This is a genomic window from Nonomuraea longispora (assembly GCF_004348345.1).
GTDB lineage: Bacteria > Actinomycetota > Actinomycetes > Streptosporangiales > Streptosporangiaceae > Nonomuraea > Nonomuraea longispora.
Genome location: NZ_SMJZ01000011.1, coordinates 53,117 through 79,734 on the forward strand (window position 1 = coordinate 53,117; position 26,618 = coordinate 79,734).

Annotated in this window: 22 protein-coding genes and 1 pseudogene; 10 read left to right on the plus strand and 13 right to left on the minus strand. The window is 71.9% G+C overall.

What is annotated here, in order from left to right:
• Positions 1 to 83: 83 nt before the first annotated feature.
• The gene (locus E1267_RS05255; RefSeq protein WP_220449347.1) at positions 84 to 1,232 is read right to left on the minus strand and encodes a lipase family protein; all 1,149 of its coding nucleotides are present in this window, start codon (positions 1,230 to 1,232) and stop codon (positions 84 to 86) included.
• Positions 1,233 to 1,404: 172 nt separating this feature from the next.
• On the opposite strand from E1267_RS05255, the gene E1267_RS05260 reads away from it, so the two are divergent.
• Both E1267_RS05260 and E1267_RS05265 read left to right on the plus strand, forming a co-directional pair.
• Complete coding sequence (locus E1267_RS05260) at positions 1,405 to 1,983, plus strand: hypothetical protein (RefSeq protein ID WP_132330322.1); 579 nt, start codon at positions 1,405 to 1,407, stop codon at positions 1,981 to 1,983.
• A 10-nt stretch (positions 1,984 to 1,993) separates the two neighbouring features.
• Positions 1,994 to 2,638 (plus strand): cyclase family protein, encoded by a 645-nt coding sequence (locus E1267_RS05265; RefSeq protein ID WP_132330324.1) that lies wholly within the window; start codon positions 1,994 to 1,996, stop codon positions 2,636 to 2,638.
• Here the strand turns inward: E1267_RS05265 and E1267_RS05270 are convergent.
• Positions 2,635 to 2,811, minus strand: a complete 177-nt coding sequence (locus tag E1267_RS05270; protein ID WP_246063486.1) for a hypothetical protein — start codon at positions 2,809 to 2,811, stop codon at positions 2,635 to 2,637. The genes E1267_RS05265 and E1267_RS05270 overlap by 4 nt on opposite strands.
• Before the next feature lie 32 nt (positions 2,812 to 2,843).
• Here E1267_RS05270 and map point away from each other — a divergent pair, with 32 nt between their 5' ends.
• Positions 2,844 to 3,692 (plus strand): type I methionyl aminopeptidase, encoded by an 849-nt coding sequence (gene map, locus E1267_RS05275; RefSeq protein WP_132330328.1) that lies wholly within the window; start codon positions 2,844 to 2,846, stop codon positions 3,690 to 3,692.
• 19 nt (positions 3,693 to 3,711) lie between these two features.
• On the opposite strand, the gene E1267_RS44075 is transcribed toward map, so the two are convergent.
• From E1267_RS44075 to E1267_RS05300, 4 genes are all read right to left on the minus strand, one after another.
• Positions 3,712 to 4,101: a sensor histidine kinase gene (locus E1267_RS44075; protein ID WP_165959463.1), complete on the minus strand. Its 390-nt coding sequence runs from the start codon at positions 4,099 to 4,101 to the stop codon at positions 3,712 to 3,714.
• 207 nt (positions 4,102 to 4,308) lie between these two features.
• A complete protein-coding gene (locus tag E1267_RS05290; protein WP_132330334.1) occupies positions 4,309 to 6,285 on the minus strand; it encodes a bifunctional copper resistance protein CopD/cytochrome c oxidase assembly protein in 1,977 nt (658 codons plus the stop codon).
• Positions 6,282 to 6,890 (minus strand): copper resistance CopC family protein, encoded by a 609-nt coding sequence (locus tag E1267_RS05295; RefSeq protein ID WP_132330336.1) that lies wholly within the window; start codon positions 6,888 to 6,890, stop codon positions 6,282 to 6,284. Before E1267_RS05295 ends, E1267_RS05290 begins: the two co-directional genes overlap by 4 nt.
• A 58-nt stretch (positions 6,891 to 6,948) precedes the next feature.
• Positions 6,949 to 8,274: a helix-turn-helix domain-containing protein gene (locus E1267_RS05300; protein WP_342774770.1), complete on the minus strand. Its 1,326-nt coding sequence runs from the start codon at positions 8,272 to 8,274 to the stop codon at positions 6,949 to 6,951.
• Positions 8,275 to 8,678: 404 nt separating this feature from the next.
• Here E1267_RS05300 and E1267_RS05305 point away from each other — a divergent pair, with 404 nt between their 5' ends.
• The gene (locus tag E1267_RS05305) at positions 8,679 to 11,471 is read left to right on the plus strand and encodes an AfsR/SARP family transcriptional regulator (protein WP_165959464.1); all 2,793 of its coding nucleotides are present in this window, start codon (positions 8,679 to 8,681) and stop codon (positions 11,469 to 11,471) included.
• A 30-nt stretch (positions 11,472 to 11,501) separates the two neighbouring features.
• Here E1267_RS05305 and E1267_RS05310 read toward each other — a convergent pair whose 3' ends face one another.
• Positions 11,502 to 13,061 carry a helix-turn-helix domain-containing protein gene (locus tag E1267_RS05310; protein WP_132330342.1) on the minus strand — a complete coding sequence of 520 codons (1,560 nt, stop codon included), beginning with the start codon at positions 13,059 to 13,061 and terminating at the stop codon, positions 11,502 to 11,504.
• A gap of 94 nt (positions 13,062 to 13,155) precedes the next feature.
• Between E1267_RS05310 and E1267_RS05315 the strand changes: the two genes are divergently transcribed.
• Genes E1267_RS05315 through E1267_RS05325 form a run of 3 tightly spaced genes read left to right on the plus strand, consistent with a single transcriptional unit; the run spans position 13,156 to position 17,010 of the window.
• Entirely contained in the window at positions 13,156 to 15,354 is a 2,199-nt protein-coding gene (locus tag E1267_RS05315) for a molybdopterin cofactor-binding domain-containing protein (RefSeq protein WP_132330344.1), read from the plus strand.
• Positions 15,338 to 15,571 carry an EF-hand domain-containing protein gene (locus tag E1267_RS05320; protein ID WP_132330346.1) on the plus strand — a complete coding sequence of 78 codons (234 nt, stop codon included), beginning with the start codon at positions 15,338 to 15,340 and terminating at the stop codon, positions 15,569 to 15,571. Before E1267_RS05315 ends, E1267_RS05320 begins: the two co-directional genes overlap by 17 nt.
• A gap of 59 nt (positions 15,572 to 15,630) precedes the next feature.
• The gene (locus E1267_RS05325; RefSeq protein WP_132330348.1) at positions 15,631 to 17,010 is read left to right on the plus strand and encodes an NCS2 family permease; all 1,380 of its coding nucleotides are present in this window, start codon (positions 15,631 to 15,633) and stop codon (positions 17,008 to 17,010) included.
• Here E1267_RS05325 and E1267_RS45285 read toward each other — a convergent pair.
• Positions 17,007 to 17,924 (minus strand): excalibur calcium-binding domain-containing protein, encoded by a 918-nt coding sequence (locus E1267_RS45285; RefSeq protein ID WP_132330350.1) that lies wholly within the window; start codon positions 17,922 to 17,924, stop codon positions 17,007 to 17,009. The two genes, E1267_RS05325 and E1267_RS45285, sit on opposite strands and share 4 nt — an antisense overlap.
• A gap of 149 nt (positions 17,925 to 18,073) precedes the next feature.
• Here E1267_RS45285 and ald point away from each other — a divergent pair, with 149 nt between their 5' ends.
• A complete protein-coding gene (ald, locus tag E1267_RS05335) occupies positions 18,074 to 19,189 on the plus strand; it encodes an alanine dehydrogenase (RefSeq protein ID WP_132330352.1) in 1,116 nt (371 codons plus the stop codon).
• 5 nt (positions 19,190 to 19,194) lie between these two features.
• On the opposite strand, the gene E1267_RS05340 is transcribed toward ald, so the two are convergent.
• Positions 19,195 to 19,905, minus strand: coding sequence for a thioredoxin-like domain-containing protein (locus E1267_RS05340; protein ID WP_132330354.1), 711 nt, complete (start codon positions 19,903 to 19,905; stop codon positions 19,195 to 19,197).
• Positions 19,906 to 20,026: 121 nt separating this feature from the next.
• Here E1267_RS05340 and E1267_RS05345 point away from each other — a divergent pair, with 121 nt between their 5' ends.
• Both E1267_RS05345 and E1267_RS05350 read left to right on the plus strand, forming a co-directional pair.
• The gene (locus E1267_RS05345; RefSeq protein WP_132330356.1) at positions 20,027 to 20,665 is read left to right on the plus strand and encodes a DUF305 domain-containing protein; all 639 of its coding nucleotides are present in this window, start codon (positions 20,027 to 20,029) and stop codon (positions 20,663 to 20,665) included.
• Between the two features lie 4 nt (positions 20,666 to 20,669).
• Positions 20,670 to 22,067, plus strand: coding sequence for a phytoene desaturase family protein (locus E1267_RS05350; protein WP_132330358.1), 1,398 nt, complete (start codon positions 20,670 to 20,672; stop codon positions 22,065 to 22,067).
• Positions 22,068 to 22,090: 23 nt separating this feature from the next.
• Here E1267_RS05350 and E1267_RS05355 read toward each other — a convergent pair whose 3' ends face one another.
• The 4 genes and pseudogenes from E1267_RS05355 to E1267_RS05370 all read right to left on the minus strand — a co-directional run.
• Complete coding sequence (locus tag E1267_RS05355) at positions 22,091 to 23,164, minus strand: threonine aldolase family protein (RefSeq protein WP_132330360.1); 1,074 nt, start codon at positions 23,162 to 23,164, stop codon at positions 22,091 to 22,093.
• Positions 23,146 to 23,775, minus strand: coding sequence for an SDR family NAD(P)-dependent oxidoreductase (locus E1267_RS05360; RefSeq protein WP_132330362.1), 630 nt, complete (start codon positions 23,773 to 23,775; stop codon positions 23,146 to 23,148). Before E1267_RS05360 ends, E1267_RS05355 begins: the two co-directional genes overlap by 19 nt.
• Positions 23,772 to 25,916, minus strand: a complete 2,145-nt coding sequence (locus E1267_RS05365; protein WP_132330364.1) for a DUF6421 family protein — start codon at positions 25,914 to 25,916, stop codon at positions 23,772 to 23,774. The genes E1267_RS05360 and E1267_RS05365 overlap by 4 nt, the downstream gene beginning before the upstream one ends.
• Positions 25,917 to 26,014: 98 nt before the next feature.
• Positions 26,015 to 26,618, minus strand: a pseudogene (locus tag E1267_RS05370) (serine/threonine protein kinase); the annotation flags it as partial.

Consider the following 26,618-nt stretch of genomic DNA (forward strand, 5'->3'; position numbering starts at 1 on the left):
GCCAGCTCCGCCCCTCCGGACCGGCAGCCGGGCTCACCGAGGGCGAGCCCGGCCCACCGGCGAAAGGCGGATCCGGCGGCGGGTCAGCAGTTGCCGGACGCGGGCAGCCCGTACAACCGAAGCGCCAGCCACCCGATGGCCAGCGGCCCGCCCTCGACGGCTCCGGTGACGTGGTCGGGCGCGGGCAGCCCGGCCCAGCGCACGTTCACCCCGGCCCGGCAGTACTCCGAGCGCAGCGCCGACCCCACCGAGAGCGGAATGATCTGGTCCCCAGTGGCGTGGTAGAGGAACACCGGCACCTCCGGGGCCACGGACCCGAGCCGGTTCTCCGCCAGGCGCGCCCGCCACTTGGGCTGGCCGAGCAGGTCGACCGGGCTCAGGTCGGAGAAGCGGAGCCCGGCGAGCTTGTCCAGGTCGCCCACGCAGGCGTCGGCGGCGTCGGCGAGCAGCGCGCGGCCGCGATCGTTGAGGTCGGCGTCGAGCTCGAGCTCCGGGTAGGCGGCGTCGAGCCCCACGCCGGCGGCCGCGGCCAGCCCGAAGTCGTCGCCGCCGTCGAGGTGGGCGGCGACGGCGTGCAGGTCGGCGGGCACGCCGCCGGCCGCGACGGCTCGCAGCCGCAGTTCGGGCGCGTACGCGGGCTGCAGCTGGGCGGCCCATCCGGCGGAGGCGCCGCCCTGGGAGTAGCCCATGACGGCGACGGGCGCCCGGCCGGACAGCCCCGCGCCCGGCACGCGGGTCGCGGCCCTGACCGAGTCGAGCACGGCGCGCCCCTGGGAGATCCCCGCCATGTACGTGTGCGGCCCTGGCGTGCCGAGCCCCTCGTAGTCGGTGATCGCCACCGCGAACCCCTTGAGCAGCAACAGGCTCACCAGCGCGAGCTCGGCCTCGCGGCCCTGGGCCATGCTGACGGAGGGGGCGCACTGGTCGCCCAGCCCGTGGGTGCCGACGGCGTACCCGACGATCGGGCGGGTGCCGAGCGGGTAGCGGCTCTTGGGCACGAGCAGCGTGCCGGAGACGGTGTTGGGCGAGCCGGTGGCGGAGGTCGAGTGGTAGAGGACGTGCCAGGCGTTGACCGGCACCTCGAGCAGCTTGCCCGGCAGCAGGTAGACGGTGGTGGGCCGGGCCGAGACGACGTCGCCGGGGGTCGCCGCGCGGGCGGGGGCGGTGACGAGGGACAGGACCAGCAACAGGGTCGATAACAGGGACATGCTGACGCGCACACGTGAGGTCATGTGCCGCCCCTCTCTTGAGGATCACGCACTCGGGGGGCGGCGCCGCGAGCCGATCGTTACTCGCTGGTAACCCCTTGTCAAGGCCCGTTCTGGCGGGTGGCGGCCACCTGGTGTCCGTACACCACTCCCGAATCAGCCTCCCCGCGAGGACGACGTCGGGCACCATGGAGGGATGGACTCAGGATCGGTGGCACTCCTGCGCGAGCTCCTGGCCGACACCGGCTGGATCGACCGCGCGCGCGAGCTGGGTCTCGCCCTGCGCGCCACCCGCTCGCCCGGCGGCCTGCTGCTGGTCGGCCCGCCCGACGACGAACCCTGGCACCTGACCGCGCATCTCAGCGACGAGGCACGCTACTCCGGGCTCACGCAGCTCACGCCCACCCTGGTGCGCTGGGCCCCGCCGAGCGACGCTCCCGCCCACCTGCGCGTCGGCTTCGACCGCCTGGAGCGGGCGGCGCGGGGCGAGACGTTGTTCGTGCTGGCCGAGCAGCAGGCCCCTGTCCCGCTGCTCGAACGCGTCGACGACGCCCGGCGCACGGGCGCGACGATCCTGGCGATCGAGGGCGGCGACGCCGAGCTGACGGGCCTCGCCCATGACGCGATCGCGGTGCCCCGCAGCGGGCCGGTGACGTTCGACGGCGCGCAGCACCTGGTGAGCGCGGCGGCCGGCGAGGTGGAGCGGCGCCTGGGGCTGCGCGAGCGCCTGGCCAGGCTGCTGGACAAGGTCAGCGGCCCGCAGGTGACCGACTGAGGAGGCGCCGGTGATCGTCGAACTCAGCCACCGTGTCGTCGAGGGAATGACGACCTTCCCCGGCATCCCGGGTCCGAAGCTCGGGGTGCACCTGAGCCGGGAGGACTCACGCGGGATGTACGCGCCGGGCACGGAGTTCCACATCGGCATGATCACGATGGCCGCCAACACCGGCACCTACGTCGACACCCCGTTCCACCGGTACGCCGGCGGCGGCGACCTGTCGCAGGTGCCGCTGTCGAAGCTGGCCGACCTTCCCGGCCTGGTGGTGCGGTCCGCGGGGCAGCGCGTGGTGAGCCTCGACCGGGCGCTGGACGTACGCGGCCGGGCCGTGCTGATCCACACGGGATGGGACCGCCACTTCGGCACCGACGCCTACGCCCACGGACACCCTCACCTCGCGCCCGAGTCGGCCGCCTGGCTGGCCGGGCAGGGCCCGGCACTGGTCGGCATCGACTCGCTCAACATCGACGACACCCCGCCGCACGGCGAACGCCCCGCCCACTCGATCCTGCTGCGGGCGGGCATCCCCATCGTGGAGCACCTGACGGGGCTGGACGCGCTGCCCGACGACGGTTTCCGCTTCCACGCGGCGCCGCCGATGGTCGCCGGCCTCGGCACGTTTCCGGTCCGGGCCTACGCCGTCGTGCCTTAGTCGTCGTCCTCGTCGGCCTCATCCCATGCCTTGTTGCGGTCGGCGGCGCGCTGCAGCGCTCCGGCGGCTTCCTGCTCGGACGCGTAGGGCCCCATCCGGTCCTTGTTGGGGCACCCCTTGTCGGGCTCGACCCTCATGTGCTTGAGGCAGAACCACCACTGGCCTTCGCTCACGGGGTCAATTCTGCCCCGTAGACTCATGTTTCATGACGACACTGCTCCAGCCAGGGCGAGTTTCGCCCATGCGAAAGGTCCCCGCCCACATCGAGCGGCCGGAGTACGTCGGCAAGAAGCGCCCCACCACCGGCGAGTCCGACGTGAAGACCCCCGAGATGATCGAGCGTATGCGGGTGGCGGGCAGGATCGCCGCCCAGGCACTCGAGGAGGTCGGGAGAAACGTCCGGCCGGGCGTCACGACCGACGAGCTCGACAGGATCGGCCACGACTTCCTCATCGACCACGGCGCCTACCCGAGCACGCTCGGCTACAAGGGCTATCCCAAGTCGCTGTGCACGTCGATCAACGAGGTGATCTGCCACGGCATCCCCGACGACACCGTTCTGCGCGACGGCGACATCGTCAACGTCGACATCACCGCCTACATCGGCGGCGTCCACGGCGACACCGACGCCACCTACCTCGTGGGCGAGGTCGACGAGGAGTCGCGGCTGCTGGTGGAGCGCACACGCGAGGCGATGATGCGCGCGATCAAGGCGGTCGCCCCGGGCCGGCAGCTCAACGTCGTGGGCCGCGTCATCGAGGCGTACGCCAAGCGGTTCGGCTATGGGGTCGTGCGAGACTTCACCGGCCACGGCATCGGCACGAGCTTCCACTCCGGCCTCATGGTGCCCCACTACGACGACCCGTCGCTGCGGGTGGAGCTGGTGCCGGGGATGACGTTCACGATCGAGCCGATGCTGACGCTGGGGACCATCGACTACGACATCTGGCCCGACAAGTGGACCGCGGTCACGAAAGACCGCAAGCGCACGGCCCAGTTCGAGCACACCATCGTGGTCACCGACACCGGCAGCGAGATCCTCACCCTGCCCTGACCGCGCGCCGGCGCCCGCGTCACCGCCGCATGGGCGCCACCCCGGTCACCGTGGTGCCCTCTCCCGGCACGGTGTTGACCGACAGGCTGCCGCCGATCTCCGCGAAGGCCGCCCGCATCCTCGCGATCCCGCGCCCCGTCACCGGCGCGGGAAAGCCTTTGCCGTCGTCGCTGACGGTCAGGCGCAGCCCGCTCCTGCCCGCGGTCACGGCGATGGAGACGGTCTTGGCCCTGCTGTGCCGCTCGACGTTCGACAGAGCTTCGCCCATCGTGGTCATGACGCCGCGCGTCACGCGCGACGGCACGTCCGTCGCGGGCAGCGCCCAGGTCTCGACCACGATCCCTGTGCGCTCCGACCACTCGGTGAGGCAGGTCTCCAGCGCCTCGGCCAGGCTCTGCCCCCCGCGCATCCGCGTTTCTTCCGCCAATGGTCTCGCCTCTCTCGGCACCGGGCCCACGCCGGTCCCCACTCCGGCGCTCCCGAACCCGCGCAGTGCGCAATCCCCCTCAAGGCTGCGCCCGCCGGCGAACAGGGTTATGCCCGTCTCCCCTGAAGGTCAGGCTACCCGCCGGTCGGTAGGCGTGTACTGAGAAGATAGAAGGCCGTGGCCGAACGGCTACTCGCCCTTGTCAGCGCGGTTGAGACGGGCGAGATAGGCGTTGTAGGAGTCGAGTTCCGGGTCTCCGGCGCTGGAGCGGTCGGCCTTGCGGTCGGTGCGCCGCGCCTGCCTGTCGTCGTCCTTGTACCACTGTGCCGCGATGGCCAGCAGCACGATCAGCGTCGGGATCTCGCCGAACCCCCAGGCGATGGCCCCGCCGTCGCGCTGCGTCTGCAGCAGCGTGTCGCCCCAGGTGCGGCCGAGCTGCTCGTACCATCCGGAGGCGATCACCGTGCCCATCATCATCAGGGCGATGCCGAAGAACGCGTGGAACGGCATGGTGACGAAGAGCATCAGCAGCCGCCAGACGTACGGCAGCCGGTGCGGCCCCGGGTCGACGCCGACGATCACCCAGAAGAACAGGCACCCGCTGATGAGGAAGTGCATGGTCATCCAGATGTGGCCGAGGTGCTCCTGCATGGCCGACTCGAACAGCGGCGTGAAGTAGAGCGCGTACGTCGACGTCACGAAGATGGACGTCGCCACCAAGGGGTGGGTGACAACCTTGGTGAACCGGCTGTGCAGGATCGTGGTGATCCACTCCCGCGGCCCGCGGTCACCCCTCCTCGACGCGGGCCTGAGCGCACGCAGGGCCAGCGTGACGGGCCCGCCGAGCACCAGGAAAATGGGCACGACCATGGAGAGCGTCATGTGCTCGATCATGTGCACGTTGAACATGACCTTGGCGTAGCGGGCCAGCCCGCTCTGCGTGGCGAACACCAGCAGCGCCACGCCGGCGAACCACGACGCCGTGCGGCCCCACGACCACGCGACGCCCCGCCGCGCCAACCGGTATACGCCCGCGCCGTAGAGCCCGGCCAGGACCGCTGCGACCACGGCGAAGAACAGGTCGAACCACCACAGCGTGAACACGTTCGCCGGCGACAGCTCCGGCGGCACGGGGAAGCCCAGCAGCTCGAACGCCCGGTCGGCGGGCAGGACGACGTCGGGGGGCCGCGTGCGCGACAGCGCCACGGCCAGCCCGACGGTGGCGAGCATGAGCAGCGTCTCGCCGCCCGCCAGCCGGGTGAACGCCCTGGGCCGGCCGGCCGCGAGGCCGGCCAGCGTGCGCTGGCGGTGCCAGTAGCCCACGTAGCCGAGCAGCACGAACGCCACGATCTTGGCCACGGCCAGCAGGCCGTAGTCGGACGTCCACAGGTCGGAGACCGCGCCCAGCCGGGCCACCAGGCTGAACAGCCCGGACAGCCCCACACCGACGTAGCACCACACGGCCATCCGGGAGAACCTGGTGGCGGCCACCTCCAGCTGCGGCTGGGCGCGCAGCGCGTGGACGGCCAGCACGACGAGCCCGCCGACCCACAGGGCGAGGGCGAGCAGGTGCAGCGCGACCGACGAGGTGGCCAGGTCGTGGTTGGGCGAGGAGGCGCTGTGCCCGGTCAACGGCGCGGGCAACATCGTCACCAGCGCGAACACCAGCAGCCCCGCCGCGGCTCCGGCGGTGATGGCGCCGCGCGAGAACAACGCGATCGCCACCCCGAACAGCACCACGAGCGTCAGCGCCACCCCCTGCGTGGTCTGGGTGGCGTAGCTGGTCAGGATGGTGCGCTCGAGGATCTGGGGCACCGTCCTGCCGATGGACTCCGCGGCCCCGAAGAGGATGGCGAGGAACGCCGACCCCGACCACGCCAGCGCCGCCCACGAGCCGGCCTTGACGTAGTCGACGGCGGTCCTGCCGAGCACGCCCTTGTCGTTGGGCAGCAGTGCGGCGGCCATGAGCAGCAGGCCGACGGTGGCGACCCCGGCCGTGTCCATGAGCAGCTTGGACAGCGGCAGCCCCCACCTGACGACGGCGCCGGCGTCGGGCAGGCCGGGAATGATCTTGGGGAAGGCGCTGCCTCCGGCGATCATGCCGATCACCAGGGCGGCGATCGCGGCCCCCGCGCCGGCGAGCGTGAGACGCGCCGCCCGGCTCACGGCTTCTTCTTCCGCGCGCTGAGCAGGAACCCGATGCCGATGCCGACGAGCGCGCCGATCACGATGATCAACCAGACGGGGAACGTGACCTGCTGCTGCGCCGAGGCCTGGTCGGCGTCCGCGGAGGTGCCCTCGGACGGGGGCGCGGAGGCGGCGGGCTCCGACGGTCCGGGGCTCGCGGGAACCGACGCGGGCGCCTCGCTCGTCGCCGTCTCCTCCTCAGGGCCGGGGGACGGCGTCCGCGCCCCCTCGACCCGGAACGGGATCTCCCCCTCGATCGGGTGGCCGTCGGAGGACACGACCCGGTAGGCGATCGTGTATTTCCCGTCGGGCAGCGGCCCCTTGACCGCCTGGCGCACGACCGCGCCGTCCAGCTCGGGCTTGCCCTGCTGGTGCTGGTCATCGCCGGGCCCGCGTACGATCACGAACGGCATGCGCACCTTGGCGGTGAACTCGAGCTCGACCTCGTCGAGGGCCTCGACCTCGGCGCCCTTGGCCGGCGAGCTGCTCTTGAGCGCGTCGTGGGCCAGGGCGGGAGCGGCGCCGGACACGAGCAGGGCGGCGGCGAGAATCGCGGCGAAGGCCGCGAACGGGAATCTCTTCATGGCACCTTCAAGGCTACCGACGCCCCTGCCCGGTCCGGACTCCGATCTCAGGACCCGCCTACAGGCCCGCGCAGGCCAGTGCCCGCTGGTAGGCCTCGACCGCCCCCTCCGCGTCGCCCAGCTCCTCGATCGTCTCCGCCGTGGCCAGCCAGGTCGACGCGGAGCGGCGGGAGTCGGGCAGCGGCGTCAGCCAGTCGCGCACGGACGCGACGTGACCGGCGGCCTCGGCCGAGCGCCCGACGGAGCCGTAGGCCCTGCCGAGCAGCAGATTGGCCTCGGCGCCGAGCACGTGACCGTATTCGGGGACCAGGTCTCTGCCGATCTTGGCGTGCTCGACGGCCTTGTCGAGGTCGTCGAGCATGTATTCGGCGTAGGCCAGCTCCACGTGGACCCGTGCCCTGTCGATGGTGCTGGTCGAGGTCTGCTCGAACTCGGCGACCGTCGCGCGCAGCTCGTCGCGTACGGCGGCGGCCTCGGTGGGCCGCGCCTTGAGCCGCTGCTGCAGGAGCGCGAGGCGCATCCTGGCGACGCTGCGCGGATGGCCGTGCTCCAGCTGCACCGCCATGGCCCGCTCGGCGAAGGACAGCGCCTCCTCGTTGTGACCGGTGTTGTAGGCGACGTTGGAGGCGATCCAGTTGGCGGCCACGATCGAGCGGGGCGTGCCGAGCGCGTCGGCCGCGTTGAGCAGCTCGGCCGAGAACTGGCGGGCGCGCAGGAGGTCGCCCCGGTGCATGTAGGCCGACAGCAGCGTCGCGGCCAGCTCGACGAGCGGATCGCTCCAGGGCAGGCGGGCGCTGCCGCCCAGCATCTGCTCGCCCACCGTGACGGCCTCGGTCAGCCGCTCGCTGTCGCGGTAGGCGCGGCACAGCACCATGGCGACCTCGATGCGCCGCTCGGCGGACAGGTCCTCGTCGCGGAGCTTGAGCAGGATGGGGATCGCCTCGTCGAGCGCGCCGGCCGCCTCGTGGGCGAGGGCCAGCCCGTACTCGGTGTCTTGACGAAGTGTGGGCAACCCTGTCAGGTTGCTGTTGGCCAGCAGTTCGCGGAAGCGGGTGCGGGCCTCGGCGACCTCACCGTTCTCGAGCGCCAACCGGGCGTAACCGAGAGCCAGCTCGATGTCCTCCATCTGCTCGGCGGTCACACCGTTGATCAGATAGGACAGCGAACAGTCCAATTTCTGGGCCAACAGCTCCAGAACGGCAGGAGTCGGGGTACGCTTGCCACTCTCGATCAACGACACGTAACTGTCCGACAACTCGGGATGCGCCAGCTGCGCCTGCGACAGACCGCGTTGTCGCCGGACTGTCTTGATGCGAAGGCCAACCAGGTCAGATGTGGTCACAGTCGTCGCTCCCTGAGAAGATATAGTCCGAGCAACCCCCACATAGGCGAGGGAGAACCCCCATGCGTATGCGTATTGCCCTGTCGGCACTGGTCACTGCGATGATGGTCGCTGCAGCCCTTGCGGGCAATGCTACGACCGCGAGTGCCGAAATGTCGCCTGTCACCGCCAATCAGGACTCAAGCGACTGCTGCTGAGGCCATCAGGCCGCAGGGGCACACCCCCGGCATCGGAAACGTGAAACCGCACTGCGCTTCCGACACCCCGGGGACGATGAGGCACGCCCTCGTCATGTGTGCCCCTCAAACCCCGCTCCCAGGTGTTCCTTCGGCCCGGGTCCTCCAGCCCCTTCCTGATCCGGAAGTCTATCCGGCGCCGTCTACATTTGATCTACAGTGATCACTTCGACGACGCTGCCCTGGGGTGACGAAGGAGCGGGGAGTCGCGTGAGCGAGAAGATCTACATCCGCCTGCTCGGCGCGGTCACCGGTGAGCGGGAGGCCGAGCCCATCGATCTCGGCCCCGCCCGGCAACAGGTCGCTCTCGCGCTGCTCGCCTCCGCCCCCGCCCGGCCCGTCCCGATGCACCGGCTCGTCTCCGGCATCTGGGGCGAGGACGCCCCGCGCAACGCCGAGCAGAGCGTCTACACCTACATCTCCGGCTTGCGCCGCGCCTTCGAGCCCTCGCGTGGACGCCGCGAGCCGTCACGGCTGCTGTCGGGCACGTCCGCCGGATACATCCTTCGCCTGCGGCCCGGGCAGGTGGACGCGGTGCTGTTCGGCGAACGCGTCGCAGAGGCGCACCGTGCCCGGCGCTCCGGCGACGACCGGCAGGCCGTACGCCTGCTCGACCAGGCCCTGCTGATGTGGCGAGGCATCGCGCTGAGCGGCCTTTCCGGCCCGTTCGTGGAGAAGGAACGCGACCGCCTGGAGCAGCTCCGGCTGTCGGCGGTCGAGCAGCGCGCGGAGAGCCTGCTGCGCCTCGACCGGCACGCGGAGATCATCGAGGAGCTGCGTGACCTCACCCGTCACCGCCCCCTGCGCGAGCGGGCACGCGAGCTGCTCATGACGGCGCTGTTCCGCTCCGGGCGCCAGGCGGAGGCGCTGGAGACCTTCGAGGAGGGCAGGGTCGTCCTCGCCGAGGAGCTGGGTCTCTCCCCCGGCGAGGGGCTGCGCAGGTGCTACGAGATGGTGCTGCGCGCCGACGCGGCTTCGCTCTCGCCGCAGCCGCGCCAGTTGCCGCGGCGGCTGGCGGAGTTCGTGGGCAGGACGGACGAGGTCGTCCTGCTGCGGGAGCGGCTGGCTCCCGGTGACGACGCGCCGCCCGGCCCACTGGTGATCATCACGGGGCCGCCCGGCGTGGGCAAGTCGGCCCTGGCCGTGCAGGTCGCCCACCGGGTGGAGGAGCGTTTCCCCGACGGCCAGCTCTACGTCAACTGCCGGGGCGCCACGCCCGAGCTGCCCGCGCTCAGCGCGCTGGAGGTGCTTGGGCGGTTCCTGCGCGCGCTCGGCGTGCCTCCCCACGCCGTGCCCTCCGACCTCGACGAGGCGGCCGCCGTGTGGCGCAGCCGCCTGCACGGCCGGAGGGTGCTGGCGCTGCTCGACGACGCCGCGGACCTGGGGCAGATCCGGCCGCTGTTGTCCACGCCGTTCGGCACCTCGCTGTTGGTGACCAGCCGCGAGACCATGACCTGGGGCGATGACTTCTTCCAGCTGGAGCTGGACCGGATGTCGCACGCGGAGTCGGCCACGATGCTGGCCGGGCTCGCCGGCGCGGGCCGGGTGACGGAGGACGCGGGGCAGACGGCGAGCCTGGTGCGGTTGTGCGACGGTCTGCCGCTCGCCTTGAAGATCGCGGGGGCGCGGCTCGCCGGCCGTACCGACTGGACCGTGGCGACGCTGACCGCCCGGCTGAGCGACGAGCGGCGGCGGCTGCACGAGCTCGCCGTGGGCGACCTGGCGGTGCGTTCCAGCCTCGCGGCCGGCCACACTGCGCTCGAACGCGGCCGCCGGGCCGTCGACCGGCAGGCCGCGCGCATCCTCGCGCTGCTCGGCCTGCTGCACGTGCCCGAGGCGACCGCCGAGGTGGCGGGCGCGCTGCTCGGCGTGCCGCCCGCCGAGGCGGAGCCGGGGCTGGAGCGGCTGGTCGACGCCCACCTGCTCGACCGCGCCGGCCAGGGCCGCTACCAGCTGCACGACCTCGTCCGGCTCTTCGCGGGCGAGTTGCGGCCGGACGGCGCCAGGGACGCGCTCATCCGCGTGTTCTCCTACTACGCGGCCTCAGCGCGGCTTGCGAGCAGCGTCATCGACCCGCACCGCGTGCAGACCGCCGCCCCCGTGGACGCGGTCCCCCACCAGGTCTCCGGCGTCGAGGAGGCCAAGGCGTGGCTGCACGAGGAGGAGCCCGTCCTGGTCGCCGCGGCCGCCCAGGCCATGGGCTCCCCCGACGAGGCGATCGCCAGGCTGGGGATCAACCTCGCGTTCGGACTCGCCTGGCACCAGCAGCGGACCTACGACATGACGACGATGCACGAGCTGAACACGAAGGCCCTGCGGCTCAGCGAACGGCTCGGCGACGAGGCGAGCGCGCAGGTCGCCCACGACTACATCGCCAACGCCCTGCGCGTGACCGGGCGCACCGACGAGTCCGTCGCCCACCTGCTGGCGTCGCTGGCGATCGCCAGGCGGCTCGGCGACGCCTTCGCCGAGCAGCGCGCGATGGGCAACCTCGCCGTCGTGCACATCACGGGCGAACGCTTCGAGGAGGCGCTCCCGTGGGCGGAACGCCAGCTCGCCCTCGCCAGGAGGATCGGCTCGCGGGTGGGGGTGCGCTACGCGCTGATGATGGCGGGCAACGCCCACCGCGGCGCCGGGCGTCCCGAGGATGCGTGCGAGCCGCTCAACGCGGCCCTGGTGGACGCCCAGGAGGTGGGAGACCTCACGCACGAGGCGCAGACCCGCATGGGGCTGGGCGAGACGCACCTCGCCTTGGGCCGGCCGGAGGAGGCGCTGGAGCACCTCGTACGGGCCTCCGACCTGATGACGCTGGTCGGCTACCGGATCGGGAAGCTGCGCTGCCTGGTGGGGCTGTCGTCCACGCACCGGATGATGGGGCGGCCGGACCGGGCGCTGGCCTGCGTGACCGAGGCCGCCGGTTTCGGCGGCGCGCTCGGCAACCCCCGCTGGGAGCGGCGACTCGCGGAGGAGCAGGCGGCGGTGCACAAGGCGCTGCAGCCCTGAAAGGCGGCACTGAGCAGTGGCACCGAGCCTCTATCCGGGCGTGCCGGTGTCCCTGAGCGCGAGGAAGAGGTCGACCCGGTCCGCCATCGCCGACAGGTCCCTGCCGGTCAGCTCCTCGATCCTGCGCACCCGGTAGCGCACGGTGTTGACGTGCACGTGCAGCCGTTCGGCGCAGGCGTTCCACGATCCGGCGCAGTCGAGGTAGACGCGGAGGGTGCCTACCAGCTCCGACTGGTGGGTGCGGTCGTAGTCGAGCAGCGGCGCGAGCAGCCGGGCGGTGAACGAGCGGCGCACGTCGGCCGGCACCGTGGCCAGCAGCAGCGCGTGCGTGTAGATCTCGTCGCTGGTCACCACGCCGCCGTCGCGGGCCTCGGCCAGGCGTCTGGCGTGCCCGGCCTCCTCGATCCCGCCCTTGACGGCGGCGGCGCCGGTCAGCGCGCCGCTCAGCCCGACGCAGACGCGCGTCCCCTGCAGGGCCGACAGCACCCGTACGCCGGCGCGCAGCCGGTCGGCGACCTCCGAGGCGCTGCGCCCGCGCAGGGGCACCACGGCGACCGCACCATCCGAGCCCGCGCCACCACTCATGGCCGGACCCGCGGCTGGACCCGCGGGCGTGCCCACGGCGGCGACCGCCTCGCGGCCGAGCAGCTCCTCGACGACCTGGCCGCCGAGCGCGTCGGGGCCGAGCGCGTCGGGAGTGGCGGGGCCGGGGGCGGTGTCCTGGCTCGGCACGGTGGCGTTCACGACCGTGTACGGCTCCGCCGCGTCGATGCCGCACGTCCGCAGCCTGGCGTTCAGCTCCGGTAGGTCGGCCTCGGTCAGCGCGGCGGCGACGAGCTGGCCGATCAGGCGGCGTTCGACCCTGCGGCCCTCCTCCATCCGGCTGCGTTCGAGCGCCACGCAGGCGGCCAGCTCGTAGCCGACGTCGGCCCTGCCGAGCAGGTCACCGTCGCAGGCCAGCGCCCAGCCCGAGGCGCGGGGGCCGCGTCCGACCGCGAAGATCGTGCTGTCGCCGGCCCGCGCGGGAAGCCGGGGCGCCGTCAGGTACGCCGTGGCCAGACGTACCGGGTCGCCGGCCGCCCCGACGATCACTTCGCCGGACGCGGACACGACGGCGCCGGTGACGCCCAGTTCGGCGGCGGTCAGCCGGAACAGCTCGGGCAGGTCCGCGCCCTCGGCCATGGCGGCGACGAGCCTGCGGTGGCTGCCGAGCGCGTGGCGGACGTCGCCGGACAGGCGGGGCACGACCAGTTCGGCGAGCGTACGGAAGGACACCTCGGTCGGCACCTCGACCAGCGGCAGCCCGGCGGTCTCGCAGGCGGCCACCAGGTCGCCCGGCACGTGGCCGAGCCAGGCCTGCCCGGCGCCGAGCGCGGCGACGCCGGCCTCGGCCAGCGCGGCCACGAAACGCGCCGAGTCCGTCGGCTCGTGCCACCACATGAGCCCGGACAACACCAGCTCGCCGCCGCTCAGATACCGTCCGGGCTCGGGCAGGTCGGTGATGTGCACGGTGCCGAACTCGCGGGCAGGGTCGCCGGCCAGGAGCGTGAGGCGCAGCTCCTCGATGGCCAGCAGGTCAGAGATGCGCATTTGGAGGAATATACAAGGAGGTACGCACAACCGCTGACCGGGATTTGACGCCGGGCGCATAGGACGGGACCGGCGGCGGTGCTCTACTCGGAGGATGACGGAGACGGCGAGCACCATCACCGCAGGACAGGGCGTGGGTGAGAGCGCGCGGCGCCCGGACGCCGTGCTGAAGGTGACCGGCGAGTTCGCCTACGCCTCCGACCTGTGGCTGGACGGCATGGTGTGGGGGGTGACGCTGCGCAGCCCGCACCCGTCGGCGTGGATCCGCTCGATCGACGTGGGACCGGCGCTGAAGATCGACGGGGTGCTGACGGTGCTGACGCACGAGGACGTGCCGGGCGTCAAATTCTTCGGGCTGGACCGCAGGGACCAGCCGGTGCTGGCCATCGACCAGGTCCGCTACCAGGGCGAGCCGGTGGCGCTGGTGGCCGCCGACCATCCGGAGACGGCCCGCAGGGCGGCCGCGGCGATCGTGGTGGACTACGAGGTGCGTGAGGCCGTCACCGACCCGCGCGAGGCGCGGGACGTCGTCCGGCACCAGCCGGTACGCCGGGGCGAAACGTTCGAGGCGGAGGTCGTCGTCACCGGCGAGTACGAGGTCGGCATGCAGGACCAGGCCTTCCTCGGCCCCGAGTCGGGCCTGGCGGTGCCGACCGAGGACGGCGGCGTCGACCTGTACATCGCCACCCAGTGGCTGCACGTGGACCGCGACCAGCTCGCCCCCTGTCTCGGCCTGCCGCACGACAAGGTACGCCTGACGCTGTCGGGCGTCGGAGGCGCGTTCGGCGCGCGCGAGGACCTGTCCATGCAGGTGCACGCCTGCATGCTGGCCCTGCGGCTGAACCGCCCCGTGAAGATCGTCTATGGTCGCGAGGAGTCGTTCTTCGGCCACGTGCACCGCCATCCGGCGCTGATGCGCTACGAGCACGGCGCCACCCGCGACGGCCGGCTCGTCTACGTCAAGGCGGACATCCTGCTGGACGGCGGCGCCTACTGCTCGTCCTCCCCCGCTGTCGTGGGCAACGCCGCCTCGCTCGGCGTGGGGCCGTACGAGGTGCCGAACGTCCGCGTGGACGCGACCGGCGTCTACACCAACAACCCGCCGTGCGGCGCGATGCGCGGTTTCGGCGCGGTGCAGGCGTGTTACGCGTACGAGTCGCAGATGGACCGGCTGGCCGAGGCGTGCGGCCTGTCGCCGGTCGAGATCCGGGTGCGCAACGCCGTCGCGCAGGGGTCGCGCCTCATCACCGGCCAGCTGATCGACGCCCCGGCCCCGCTGGCCGGGATGCTGCGTGACCTGGAGTCCATGCCGCTGCCGGAGGGGCCGCCCGCGACGGACCTGCGGGCGCTGCCGGGCGGCGTCTCCCAAACCACGCACAGCGAGGCGGTGCGCCGGGGCGTCGGCTACGGCGTCGGGATCAAGAACATCTGCTTCTCCGAGGGCTTCGACGACTACTCCACGGCCCGGGTGCGCGCCGAGCTGGTGGGCGGCGAGCCGCACGTCACCGTGCACACGGCGGCGGCCGAGGTGGGGCAGGGCCTGGTGACGCTCCAGGCCCAGATCGCGCGCACGGAGCTGGGCGTCGCCGACGTCACCGTGGCCACCGCCGACACCGCGGTCGGCTCGGCCGGCTCGTCGTCGGCCTCACGGCAGTCGTACGTCACCGGGGGCGCTGTGCGGGCCGCCTGCCAGGCCGTACGGGAACGGTTCGAGGGCCTGCCGGCGCGGGAGGCGCTGGAGAGGTCGGGGCCGATCGAGGAGACGCGCGAATACCGGCACCGTCCCACGTATCCGATGGACCCGGTCACGGGCCAGGGCGACTCGCACACGCAGCTCGCGCTGTGCGTGCACCGGGCGGTCGTGGACGTGGACGTGGAGCTGGGCCTGGTCAAGGTGGTCGAGCTGGCGGCCGTGCAGGACGTGGGCCGCGTGCTGAACCCGCAGGCGCTGGAGGGCCAGATCCACGGCGGGTCCGCGCAGGGGCTGGGGCTGGCGCTGATGGAGGAGATCCAGGTCCGCGACGGCCTCGTGCTGAACCCGTCGTTCACCGACTACCTGATCCCCACCATCCTCGATATGCCGCCCATGCAAACGAAAATTCTGGAAAATCCAGACCCTGCGGCGCCGTACGGGTTGCGCGGCGCGGGCGAGCCTCCGACCCTCTCCTCCACCCCTGCCATCGCGGCGGCGGTGCGCGCGGCGACCGGGCTCCGGTTGACTCGCGTTCCGATCAGGCCGGAAGATATCGCCTTGTTCACCAACGGGGAGGTATCTGATGACAAGCGCACATGAGGCGGCCGAGGCGGAGTTCCAGCGTTTCGACGCCGACGGCGACGGCCTGCTGACCGCCGCCGAGATCCGCCAGGCCAACGAGGCGCTGGGCGGGCAGGGCGTGTCCGAGAGCGAGATCGAGGCGTTCATCCAGTCGGCCGACAACGACGGGGACGGCAGGATCGGGCTCGACGAGTTCGTCGGCCTGGTGGGCCACGGGCGGCACGAGAAGGCGTGATCTCGTCCCCCGCCGGGTAACTCCCGGGGCATGCCCCCTTGGTCGTTGAGGGGGATGGCGTGCTCGACAGGCTCTTCGAGCTCACCGGGCGGGGGACGACCGTCGGCCGTGAGGTGCGTGGCGGGGTCACGACCTTCATGGCCATGGCCTACATCATCCTGCTCAACCCCATCATCCTGGCCGGTGCCAGGGACGTCACCGGCGCCCGGCTCTCCATCGCCGATCTGACCACGTCGACCGCCCTCGCCGCCGCCGTCTCCACCCTGCTGATGGCCGTCGTCGGCAACGCCCCCTTCGGCCTGGCCGCGGGGCTCGGGCTGAACGCCGTGGTCGCCTACCAGGCCGCGCCCCACATGACGTGGGCGCAGGCCATGGGCCTGGTGGTGCTGGAAGGCCTGGTCATCATCGTGCTGGCGGTGACCGGCCTGCGTACCCTGATCATGAACGCGATCCCGCTCGCGCTCAAGCACGCCATCAGCGTGGGAATCGGGCTGTTCATCGCCCTGATCGGCCTGGTGGACGCCGGGTTCGTGGCGGCGGGCGAGGGCACGCCCGTGCAACTCGGCGCGACCGGCCACCTCGCGGGCTGGCCGGTCGCGGTGTTCTGCTTCGGCCTGCTCCTGATGATCGTCCTGTACGTCCGCAGGACCCCGGCCGCGATCCTCATCAGCATCGCCGTCACCGCCGTCCTCGCCATCCTGGTGAACTCGCTGGCCACCATCCCCACGCGGGCGTGGGGCGTGGTCGCGCCGCGCGTGCCCGAGTCGCTGGTCTCGGCACCGGACTTCGCCCTCGTCGGCGCCTTCGACCTGTTCGGCGGCTTCGCCACGGCGGGGGCGCTGACGGCGACCGTGGTGCTGTTCACGCTGGTGTTGTCGGGGTTCTTCGACGCCATGGGCACGATCATCGGGGTCAGCGACGAGGCGGGGCTGATCGACGAGCGCGGGCAGGTGCCCAGGCTGGGCCGGATCCTGACCGTGGACGGCGTGGCCGGCATGGTGGGCGGCTCGGTCAGCGCCTCGGCGAACACCGTCTTCGTCGAGTCGGCCGCCGGCGTCGGCGAGGGCGCGAGGACCGGCCTGGCCAGTGTGGTGACCGGGGCGCTGCTCGGGGTGACGCTGCTGTTCACGCCGCTCGCCTCGGTGGTGCCCGCCGCGGCGGCCGCGCCCGCGCTGGTGCTGGTCGGGGCGCTGATGATGACGCAGAGCAGGAACGTGCCCTGGGGAGACCTCGACCTCGCCGTGCCGGCGTTCCTGACGATCGCGCTGATGCCGTTCACCTATTCGATCACGAACGGCGTGGGTGCCGGAGTGATCGTCTACACCCTCATCAAGGCGGCCAGGGGCCGCTTCTCGGAGATTCCGTTGCTGCTCTGGATCGTCTCGCTGGTCTTCCTGGCCTACTTCGCCATCGACGGGCTGGAACTGCTGTTCGCCTAGCGGAGGTCGGCGCTGTTGCAGGCCACGCCGTTGCGGTCGACGTCGGTGTACCAGGCGTACTCGGCGTGCCTGCCCCGGTAGTAGGGCCCGTCGCCGGCGGCCACGGCCTCCTCGCAGCTCGCGTAGCGACGGTCGGTGGCGCGCGCGGCGCCGCTCTGTGTCGTGCCGGTGCCGCCGCTCTGCGTCGTCTGCGGAAGGCCGGTGGAGGGCGGCTGGGACGGGACACCGCTGGAGGCGGGACCGGTCGAGGTGGGACCGGTGGAGGCCGGGCCGGTCGGGACCGGGGCGCTGGAGGCGGGACCGGTCGGCGCCGGGCTCGGCGTGCCGCCCAGCAGGCGGGCCACCAGCACGTCGGCCTCGTCCTTGGTGTATCCCGCGATGCTCATGCTGTCGCCGTCCATGTGCTGCGTGACGATGGGCGCGGCCAGCACGGTCTTGGGCACCTCGGGCTTCTCCGGGGCCAGCACGACGGCGACCTGCCGCTGCTCGGGCACCTGCTCGTCGATGAGCTGGACCAGCCGCTCCTTGAACGCCGGCGCGATCGCGATGCGCACGGAGTATTGGCCGTCCTTCTCGCGCACCGGCTCGATCTTCTGCACGGCGCCGACCGTGACGCCGTCCTCCAGGAGGTAGCAGGTGGTCCGCTCGGCGTCGAGCACGGCGGGGTCACCGGGGCAGGGCGCGGGTTTGGTCTCCCTGACGGGGGCGAAGTGGATCGGCACGGACAGCCGCGTGGGCGGCGCGCCGCCTAACAGCGGGGTGTCGGGGCTGCGGGTCATCAGGACCGCGACCGTGCCGAGCACGCCGGCCACCAGCACGACGAGGACGAGCGAGACGATCAGCACGATGGTGGTGAGCCTGCTGGCCTGCGGCTCTCCCGGGTCCGCGGGTGGCGGCTCTTCGGGTGTGTCCATCGGTGGCGACCTCATCCTGACGTTCGGGATGCCGGGCAGCTTATCGAGGACGAGCGGCACGCAGGTAATCAGCCGAACAATCCCCACTTCTCACCGCTATAGAAGGAAGAATGAGGGTAAAACACCATCTTGACGAAAAGGATTGTCAGATGAAGGTCGGTGTACCCCGAGAGGTCAAGAACAGCGAATATCGAGTGGCCCTGACACCCGCGGGCGTACACGAACTGGTGCGTCACGGCCACGAGGTCTACGTCGAACGCGACGCGGGCGCCGGCTCGTCCATCCCCGACGCCGACTTCGCCGCGGCCGGCGCCGTGCTGATCCCCGACGCCGACGAGCTCTGGTCCGCGGCCGGCCTGGTCATGAAGGTCAAGGAGCCGATGCCGGAGGAGTACCACCGCCTGCGCAAGGGCCAGGTGCTGTTCACGTACCTGCATCTGGCCGCGAACGAGGCGTGCACGCGGGCCCTGCTCGAGTCGGGCTGCACCGCGGTCGCCTACGAGACCGTGCAGACGCCGGGCGGCGCGCTGCCCCTGCTCGCACCGATGTCGGAGGTCGCCGGACGGCTGGCGCCACAGGTCGGCGCCTACCACCTCATGCGCTCGGAGGGCGGCAGGGGCGTGCTGATGGGCGGCGTCCCCGGCGTGCGGGCGGCACACGTCGTCGTGCTCGGGGCCGGGGTGTCCGGCATGAACGCCGCGGCCGTCGCCCTCGGCATGCAGGCCGAGGTGATCCTGCTGGACAAGAACATCGACAAGCTGCGCCAGGCCGACCTGATCTATCAGGGCCACTGCCAGACGTTCGCCTCCAACACGCTGGAGGTCGAGCGCGCGGTGCTGGAGGCGGACCTCGTCATCGGCGCCGTGCTGGTGCCGGGCGCGAAGGCGCCGACGCTGGTGAGCGACGACCTGGTCAGCCGGATGAAGCCGAGCTCGGTGCTGGTGGACATCTCGATCGACCAGGGCGGCTGCTTCGCCGGCTCCCGCCCGACCACGCACGAGCAGCCCACCTACCGGGTGCACGAGTCGATCTTCTACTGCGTGGCCAACATGCCCGGCGCGGTGCCGCACACCTCGACGTTCGCGCTCACGAACGTCACGCTGCCGTACGCGCTGGCCATCGCCGACCTCGGCTGGCCGAGGGCCATGCGCGAGGACCCCGCGCTGGCACTCGGCCTGAGCGCCCACGAGGGCCGGCTGACCAGCCGGCCGGTCGCGGAGGCGCACGGGCTGGAGTGCACGCCGCTGGAGGACGTGCTGGCCTGAGCCTGTTACTGCTGGGACTCGCTGGGCGCCGGCGAGGTGGTCTCCATCGGCGCCTGCTGTTGGCCCGTGGGCTCGGGCGGCAGGGGCGCCTGGTCGGCCGTGGTGGTGACGGCGGCCTCACCGCCGCAGGTGGCGCCGAGCTCGGGAGTGTCGGGCCCGTTCTGGTATTTCTTGATGAACGCCCCGAGCTTCGGGTCGTTGGCGTCGGTCAGCTTGAGCTGGTGGCCCCACGACGAGACGACGATCGGCGACGGCAGGTCGGGGAACGGGCTCATCAGCATGTAGTCCTGCTGACCCGTGGAGGAGGCGACCTGCGTCAGCGCGTCGAGCTGCGCCTTGGGCAGGTCGGGCCGGTAGGTGATCCAGATCGCGCCGTGTTCCAGCGAGTGCACCGCGTGCTCGCTGTGGATCGGCTTGTCGTAGATCGCGCACTGCTGCCAGTTGTTGTGGTGCTGGCCGCCCACCGGCGGCGTCTCCTTGTAGGAGACCTTGGTCCACACGTGCTGGCCGCCTTCGTACCGGGCGCTGGTCACCGCGTCCAGCGAGGTCTCACGGGCCTGTTTGACGAGGTAGAAGCCCACCACACCGACGAGCACCACGATGATGAGACCTCCGGTGCCCCACATGAGCAGCGCTGAGCGGCGCTGTTTGCGCCGCTGCTCGGCCCGCATCTTCTCCAGATGCTCGCGCCTCGCCTGCGCCTTCTCCTTGGCCATCGTTCCTCCATCGGCGTACCAAACTCCGGTCACCCTATGCCCTCCGGGCGTATGCGGGTAATAAGCGCTTCATAAGTCTCGAATCACGGCCGCTCCCCCAGGTGGGTACGCTGTACTGACCATGGAAAAGCCCGCGCGGAAATCGTTTCTCGCCTTCGGCGGCGTGCTGGTGCTGGCCGTGGCGGCGTTCCTGCTGTTCGGCCGCGGTGGCACCCCCGGCGACACCTCCCCTGAGGCCGGTTTCGCCCGCGACATGGCCACCCATCACGCGCAGGCCGTCGACATGGCCTTCAAGATCAGGGACAAGCGTCCCGCCGCGGAGATCGACAGCCTGGCCTTCGACATCATCAACACCCAGGCCAACCAGCGGGGCATGTTCCTGGGCTGGCTGCAGCAGTGGGAGCTCACGCAGTCGACCGACCAGCCGGCGATGGCCTGGATGCGCGGGCACGGACATGGCGAGGCCACCCAGGAGGCCGCCCCCGGCGTGATGCCCGGCATGGCGAGCCCGCAGGAGCTGACCAAGCTCGGGCGGGCCCAGGGCAAGGACGCCGAGGTGCTCTTCCTGCAGCTGATGATCCGTCACCACGAGGGGGGCGTGGAGATGGCCGAGGGCCTGCTCAAGCTCTCCACCCGGGCCGAGGTGGTCAACATGGCGCAGAAGATCGTCTCCAGCCAGAGCGGCGAGATCAAGCTCATGACGGACCTGCTCGAGAAGCGCGGCGCGCGTCCCTACCCGTCGATCCTGACCCCCCGATAGCACCATGAGCCCCGACGCGGTCGTCGTGGGGTCCGGGCCCAACGGGCTCGTCGCCGCCATCCTGCTGGCCCGCGCCGGACGCAGGGTGCTGCTGCTCGAAGCCGCCGGCCGATTCGGCGGCGGGCTGCGCTCCGGCGAGCTGACGCTCCCCGGCCGGGTGCACGACCTGGGCGCGACGGTGATGGCCATGACGCTGGCCTCCCCCGCCTTCCGCGAGCTCCGGCTGCAGGGCGTCGAGTTCGCCCAGCCGCCGATCGCCGCCGCCCATCCCTTCGACGACCGTCCCGCCGTGCTCGTGCACCGCGACGTCCGCCGCACCGCCGAAGGGCTCGGGCGCGACGCGGGCGCGTGGCTGGCGACCGTGGGGGCCACCGCCGGAGGCGGCCTTCCCCTGGCGGAGATGCTGCTCAAACCGCTCGGGCCGTGGACGGCACCGCCGTCGGCGTACGTACGGGCGGCCGCGTTCGGGGCGATGGCGGCGCTGCCCGCGACGACCTTCGCCCGGAGTGCGTTCAGGACCGCGGAAGGGCGTGCGGCGATCGCCGGCATGGCCGCCCACTCCATGCTCGACCTGCGCCGGCCCATCACCGCGGGCTACGGCCTGATGCTGGCGTCCCTGGCCCACACGGTCGGCTGGCCGGTGGTGCGGGGCGGGTCGCAGGTCCTCGCCGACGCCCTCGTGGCCGAGCTGCGCTCCCTGGGCGGGGAGGCGGTCACCGGCCACCGCGTGCGCCGGCTCTCCGAGCTGGACGCGCCCACGATCGTGCTCGACGTGACACCCCGGCAGTTCATGTCGATGGCCGACCTTCCCGACGGCTACGCGCGCCGCCTGCGCGGTTTCCGTTACGGGCCCGGGGTGTTCAAGCTGGACTGGGCGCTGGACGGGCCCGTGCCCTGGCGGGACCCCGCGGTGGCGGACGCCGGCACGGTGCACCTGGGCGGGACGCTGGAGGAGATCGTGCTCAGCGAGGCGGAGACGGCCGCCGGGCGGCACTCGCCGCGCCCGTACGTGCTGCTCGTCCAGCCGTACGCGGCCGACCCCTCGCGGGGCGGGCACACCCTGTGGGCCTACTGCCACGTCCCCAACGGCTCGCCGGCCGACATGACGGACGCCGTCGAAACCCAGATCGAACGGTACGCCCCGGGCTTTCGCGACCGCGTGCTCGCCCGTCACGCCATGGGTCCCGCGGCGCTGGAGGCGGCCAATCCCAACCTGGTCGGGGGTGACCTCAGCGGCGGCCTGGCGAGTCTGGGCCAGTTCGTCAGGCGGCCGGTCTGGTCGCCGGCGCCCTGGCGTACACCGCTGCCCGGGGTGTTCCTCTGCTCCTCCTCGACCCCGCCGGGGCCGGGCGTGCACGGGATGGGCGGCTGGCAGGCCGCCCGCCTCGCCCTGCGGCCCTGACCCACGGCCCGCCGCACCGGCCGTCAGGAGGAGGGGGTCGTCATCTCCTCGGCGACGGCGGCGGCGAAGGCGTCCACGTCCGCTTCCGTCGTGTCGAAGGCGCACATCCAGCGCACCTCGCCCACGGCTTCGTTCCACATGTAGAACCGGAAGCGTTTCTGCAGCCGCACGACGACGTCCCTCGGCAGGACGGCGAACACGGCGTTGGCCTCGACGGGGCGCGGCAGGCTCACCCCCGGGATGGGACGCACGGCCTCGGCGAGCCGCCGGCCCATCGCGTTGGCCTGGCGGGCGTTGCGCAACCACAGGTCACCGCCCAGCAACGCCTCGAACTGGGCCGACACGAACCGCATCTTCGACGACAACTGCATGAACGTCTTGCGGATGTAGTCGACGCCCCGCGCCGCGTCGGGGTTGAGCACGACGACCGCCTCGCCGTACAGCAGGCCGATCTTGGTCCCGCCGAACGACAGCACGTCGACGCCGGCGTCCGTGGTGAGCGCCCGCATCGGTACGTCGAGCGCGGCGGCGGCGTTGGTGAGGCGGGAGCCGTCGAGGTGGACGAGCAGGCCGAGGTCGTGGGCGTGGGAGCAGACGGCGGCGATCTCGTCGGGGGTGTAGACGGTGCCGAGTTCGGTCGTGTTGGACAGGGACACGACGCGCGGCTGGGCGCGGTGCACGTCGCCGAACCCCCACGCCTGCCGGTCGATCAGCTCGGGAGTGAGCTTGCCGTCGGGGGCAGGGACGGTCAGCAGCTTGATGCCGCCGGCGACCTCGGGGGCGCCGCCCTCGTCGGTGTTGATGTGGGCGCTCTCCGCGCAGATGACCGCCTCCCAGTGAGCGGTCATGGCCCGCAGGGAGACGACGTTCGCGGCGGTGCCGTTGAACACCGGCCAGGCCTGGGCGCGCTCGCCGAAGTGCCGCCGGAAGATGTCCTGCAGGGCCTCGGTGTAGACGTCGTCGCCGTAGGAGATCTGGTGTCCGCCGTTGGCCGCGGCGATGGCCTGGAGGATCTCCGGGTGCACGCCGGCGTAGTTGTCGCTGGCGAACGAGATGAGCTGGGGGTCGTGCCGGGGAATCAAGAAGTCAGGTCCCATCGCGTGCCGTTGATCTCCTGCGCGGGCCGGTCGTAGAGGCCGCCGACCGCCGCCGCCAGGTCGTTCACGTCGGTGAAGCCGGCGAATTCCGCGTCCGGCCTGGCCGCGCGCATGGCGTCGTTCACCAGGGCCTTGACCACGAGGACCGTGGCCGCGCTGGACGTGTCGCGCAGCGCGTCGGCCAGGGAGAAGGTCCAGGCCTCCGCCGCCGCCTTGGCCGCGGCGTACGCCGCGCCGCCCGCCTCGGGGTGCTGGGCCGCCTTGGCCGAGACGATCACGAAGCGGCCGTTGCCGCTGCGGCGCAGCAGCGGCTCGAAGGCCAGCGACACGTGCTGGAGCGTACGGATCAGCAGGTCGTGCAGCGCGTCCCAGTCGGCGAGGTCGGTCTCGGCGAACGAGTCGCTCCCGCGCCATCCACCGACCAGGTGCACCACGCCGTCGACGCGCCCGTGCTCGCGGTCGATCCGCTCGGCCAGGCCGGCTACGGCGGCACGGTCGAGCAGGTCGACGTCCTGCTTGTCAACGCCGATCACGGTGTGCCCATTTTTACGGAAATATCCGGTCACAGCTTCACCGGTAGGCCCACCGGCCCCCGTCACCAGAACGATCATGCTCGGAGCCCTTCAGTCGATTCGACCACGTCGGCCAGCTTACGGCTGAGCGCCTCGTAGAACATGCTCAGGGGGAACTCGTCCGCCAGCACCGCGTCCACCTTGGCCTTCTGTTCCTCGGGCAGCGCCGGGATCCCTCGGGCCCATGTCGATGCCGGATGCGGCGGCACGTACGCGCTCACCAGCTCGTACGCCGCCAGCCAGTGCGCCAGCTTGGACCTGTCGATGCTGTCGCGGTACAGCTTCTCGACCTCGCCCCGCAGGTCGGCCACGCCGTCGGTCACCCGCTCCCAGTCGATGGTGAGCCGGTTGTCCGTCCACCGCACGATGTCGTTGCGGTGCAGGTAGGCGAAGAACAACTGCCCGCCGAGCCCGTCGTAGTTCCGCACCCGCCGGCCGGTGACCGGGAACCGGAACAGCCGGTCGAACAGGATCGCGAGCCGCACGTACCGGGCGTACGGGACGCCACGCGCCTCCAGCTTCACCGCCTCGCCGAACGCGGTCAGGTCGCAGCGCAGCTCCTCCAGCGCGTACAGCCAGTACGGCATCCGCTGCTTGATCATGAACGGGTCGAACGGCAGGTCGCCGTGGCTGTGGGTACGGTCGTGCACCAGGTCCCACAACACGAACGTGTCCTGCGCGAGCCGCTGCGACTCCAGCAGCCTGGCGGCGTCGGGCGGCAGGTCGAGCCGGAGGATCTCGGTCGCGGCCCTGGACACCCGCCGGAACCTGGCGGCCTCCCGGTCGGCGAAGATGCCGCCCCAGGTGAAGCGCTCGGGCGCGGAGCGCACGGCGACCGTCTCGGGGAACAGCACGGCGGAGTGCGTGTCGTAGCCGGAGGTGAAGTCCTCGAACGCGATCGGCACGAACATCGGATTGTCGTAGCCGTCCGCCTCCAGACCGGCCAGCCAGCCGGGCCAGATCGTACGGATCCAGACGGCTTCGAGGTTGCGGTCCGGGTTGCCGTTCTGGGTGTACATGGGAAAGACCACGACGTGCTCGAGGCCGTCCTCGCGCTGGGTGTCGGGGTGGAACAGGTCGAGCGAGTCGAGGAAGTCGGGCACGCCGAGTCCCTGCGCGGCCCACTTGGCCAGGTCGTCCTGGACGGCTTGGAGGTAGAAGGCGTCATGGGGGAAATATGGCGAAATTTCGCCTACGCACTCCGCGATCGCCCCGACCAGCTCGCGGGCCCTGTCCTTCGACTCCTCCGGCACCGAGCCGTCCTTGACCTGCAACGGCCTCAGCTCCTCGACCGCCCCCTTCAGCCGGCCGAAGGCCGCCGCCTTCCCCTCCCGGGTCTCGTCCCGCTCGGAGCCGTCCGCGCCCGGCTCCGCGACGCGGGCGGCCCAGGTGACGACGTTCCCCCAGAGCGTCCGGTGGTCGTGGTCGTCGATGGAGTCGTCGCCGAACAGGTCGGAGTCGGCGAACACGGCGACCCGGCCCTCGCCGTACCTGAGCGCCAGGGCCAGCGGCGCGCCCGCCGGGTCGGCGTCGTCCGACGTCGCGAACAGCACGGTCGCACCCGCCTGCGACGCCCCGCCGTCGGCGGTCGCGGCGGGAACGTCCTGAGCGGTCGCGGCCAGGGTGCCGCTGCCGGCCACGGTGAGCGTGCCGGAGCGGTAGAAGCAGGCGCGCTCGACACCGGCCAGCAGCCCGCCGGGCGCGGCGGGCTCGGCGAGAACCCACGTGGCGACGTCCCTGTGCGCGTGCTTGGGGTCGCGCACGGTGGTGTGCTCGACGCCCACGCCGAACCGCGCGAGCAGCGCGCCGAGGTTGTTGCCGTACTTGTCCTGCTCCTCCTCGGCGAGCACCACCAGGCCGCCGCCCGCCGCGACGAAGGAGCACACGGCGTCAAGCTCCTCGGTGGTGAAGACGGGACTTCCCTGGCCGGTGGTCCGTTCCCACCGCTCCCCCGACGGGTGCGCGATGACGAGGACGTCCTGCTCGGCCAGCACCTCGGGGCGGAGCGCCCCGGACGTGTGCGCCGCGACCGCGTACCCCAGGTGCCGCAGGAGGCCTGCCGCGCGGGCGTAGCTGTTGTCGTCGGGGTGAGCCGGGTTGATGGCCTCGGCCACCTCGCGCCGGACGGTCCACGACTCGCTGTGGGCCTCGTCGAACAACACCCGGGGGAATGCATGCATGAAAGATCTCCTGCTTCTACCGGTTCAAGGCGCAAAATATACATACAGATCCGGCATGCTTCGTCAAAGTATCCCGAATAATGAGACAGACGAGCGGGTCAGGACACGTGGACGCTCTGCCGGATGCGCGCCTGGGTGGCGTCGTCACAGGTGGCCTTGGCGCAGAAGTACATGACGAGCATGGTCTTCGGCTCGCGGTCGATCACGTAGCTGACGAAGCCGAGCCTGGTGCCGGTGACCGGGTCGCGCAGCGCGCCGTCGAAGCGGGTCGCCGGCCTGTTGCCCGCCTGGTCCGGCACGGGCCTGCCGACGTCGACCTGGCCGGGCAGCAGGGCGTCCATCTTGGCCTTCATCTGCTCGGAGGTACCGCCGGCGTCGAGCGTGTCGGAAACCTGCACGTACAGGCCCGCGGCGCTGTCGGGCTCGTCGGCGACGATCTCGGAGACCGTCGACCAGTCGGCGGCGGGGCCGGCGACGAACAGCCGCTCGAACTCGGTGGCGTGCGGCGAGGCCACCGCGAACAGGTCCTGATGGGTGCGCACGGTCCAGTCGCCGGGGTAGTCGAACGTGAGCGGCGCGGCAGAGCTGGTCTTGTAACGCTCCCAGGTCTCCCCCTGGGTGTTCAGGGCGATCATCGCGACGAGGGCGAGCGCCGCGGCGGCGGCGACGAGCGTGGCCGCCACGATCGGGATCCGACCGGGG

Excerpts from the sequence above, each read along its gene's own strand:
- E1267_RS05255 (WP_220449347.1), bottom strand. The coding sequence starts at position 1,232 with ATGACCTCACGTGTGCGCGTCAGCATGTCCCTGTTATCGACCCTGTTG.
- E1267_RS05260 (WP_132330322.1), top strand. The coding sequence starts at position 1,405 with ATGGACTCAGGATCGGTGGCACTCCTGCGCGAGCTCCTGGCCGACACC.
- map (WP_132330328.1), top strand. The coding sequence starts at position 2,844 with ATGACGACACTGCTCCAGCCAGGGCGAGTTTCGCCCATGCGAAAGGTC.
- E1267_RS44075 (WP_165959463.1), bottom strand. The coding sequence starts at position 4,101 with ATGCGCGGGGGGCAGAGCCTGGCCGAGGCGCTGGAGACCTGCCTCACC.
- E1267_RS05295 (WP_132330336.1), bottom strand. The coding sequence starts at position 6,890 with ATGAAGAGATTCCCGTTCGCGGCCTTCGCCGCGATTCTCGCCGCCGCC.
- E1267_RS05310 (WP_132330342.1), bottom strand. The coding sequence starts at position 13,061 with ATGCGCATCTCTGACCTGCTGGCCATCGAGGAGCTGCGCCTCACGCTC.
- E1267_RS05315 (WP_132330344.1), top strand. The coding sequence starts at position 13,156 with ATGACGGAGACGGCGAGCACCATCACCGCAGGACAGGGCGTGGGTGAG.
- E1267_RS05320 (WP_132330346.1), top strand. The coding sequence starts at position 15,338 with ATGACAAGCGCACATGAGGCGGCCGAGGCGGAGTTCCAGCGTTTCGAC.
- E1267_RS45285 (WP_132330350.1), bottom strand. The coding sequence starts at position 17,924 with ATGGACACACCCGAAGAGCCGCCACCCGCGGACCCGGGAGAGCCGCAG.
- ald (WP_132330352.1), top strand. The coding sequence starts at position 18,074 with ATGAAGGTCGGTGTACCCCGAGAGGTCAAGAACAGCGAATATCGAGTG.
- E1267_RS05340 (WP_132330354.1), bottom strand. The coding sequence starts at position 19,905 with ATGGCCAAGGAGAAGGCGCAGGCGAGGCGCGAGCATCTGGAGAAGATG.
- E1267_RS05345 (WP_132330356.1), top strand. The coding sequence starts at position 20,027 with ATGGAAAAGCCCGCGCGGAAATCGTTTCTCGCCTTCGGCGGCGTGCTG.
- E1267_RS05350 (WP_132330358.1), top strand. The coding sequence starts at position 20,670 with ATGAGCCCCGACGCGGTCGTCGTGGGGTCCGGGCCCAACGGGCTCGTC.
- E1267_RS05355 (WP_132330360.1), bottom strand. The coding sequence starts at position 23,164 with ATGGGACCTGACTTCTTGATTCCCCGGCACGACCCCCAGCTCATCTCG.
- E1267_RS05360 (WP_132330362.1), bottom strand. The coding sequence starts at position 23,775 with ATGATCGTTCTGGTGACGGGGGCCGGTGGGCCTACCGGTGAAGCTGTG.
- E1267_RS05365 (WP_132330364.1), bottom strand. The coding sequence starts at position 25,916 with ATGCATGCATTCCCCCGGGTGTTGTTCGACGAGGCCCACAGCGAGTCG.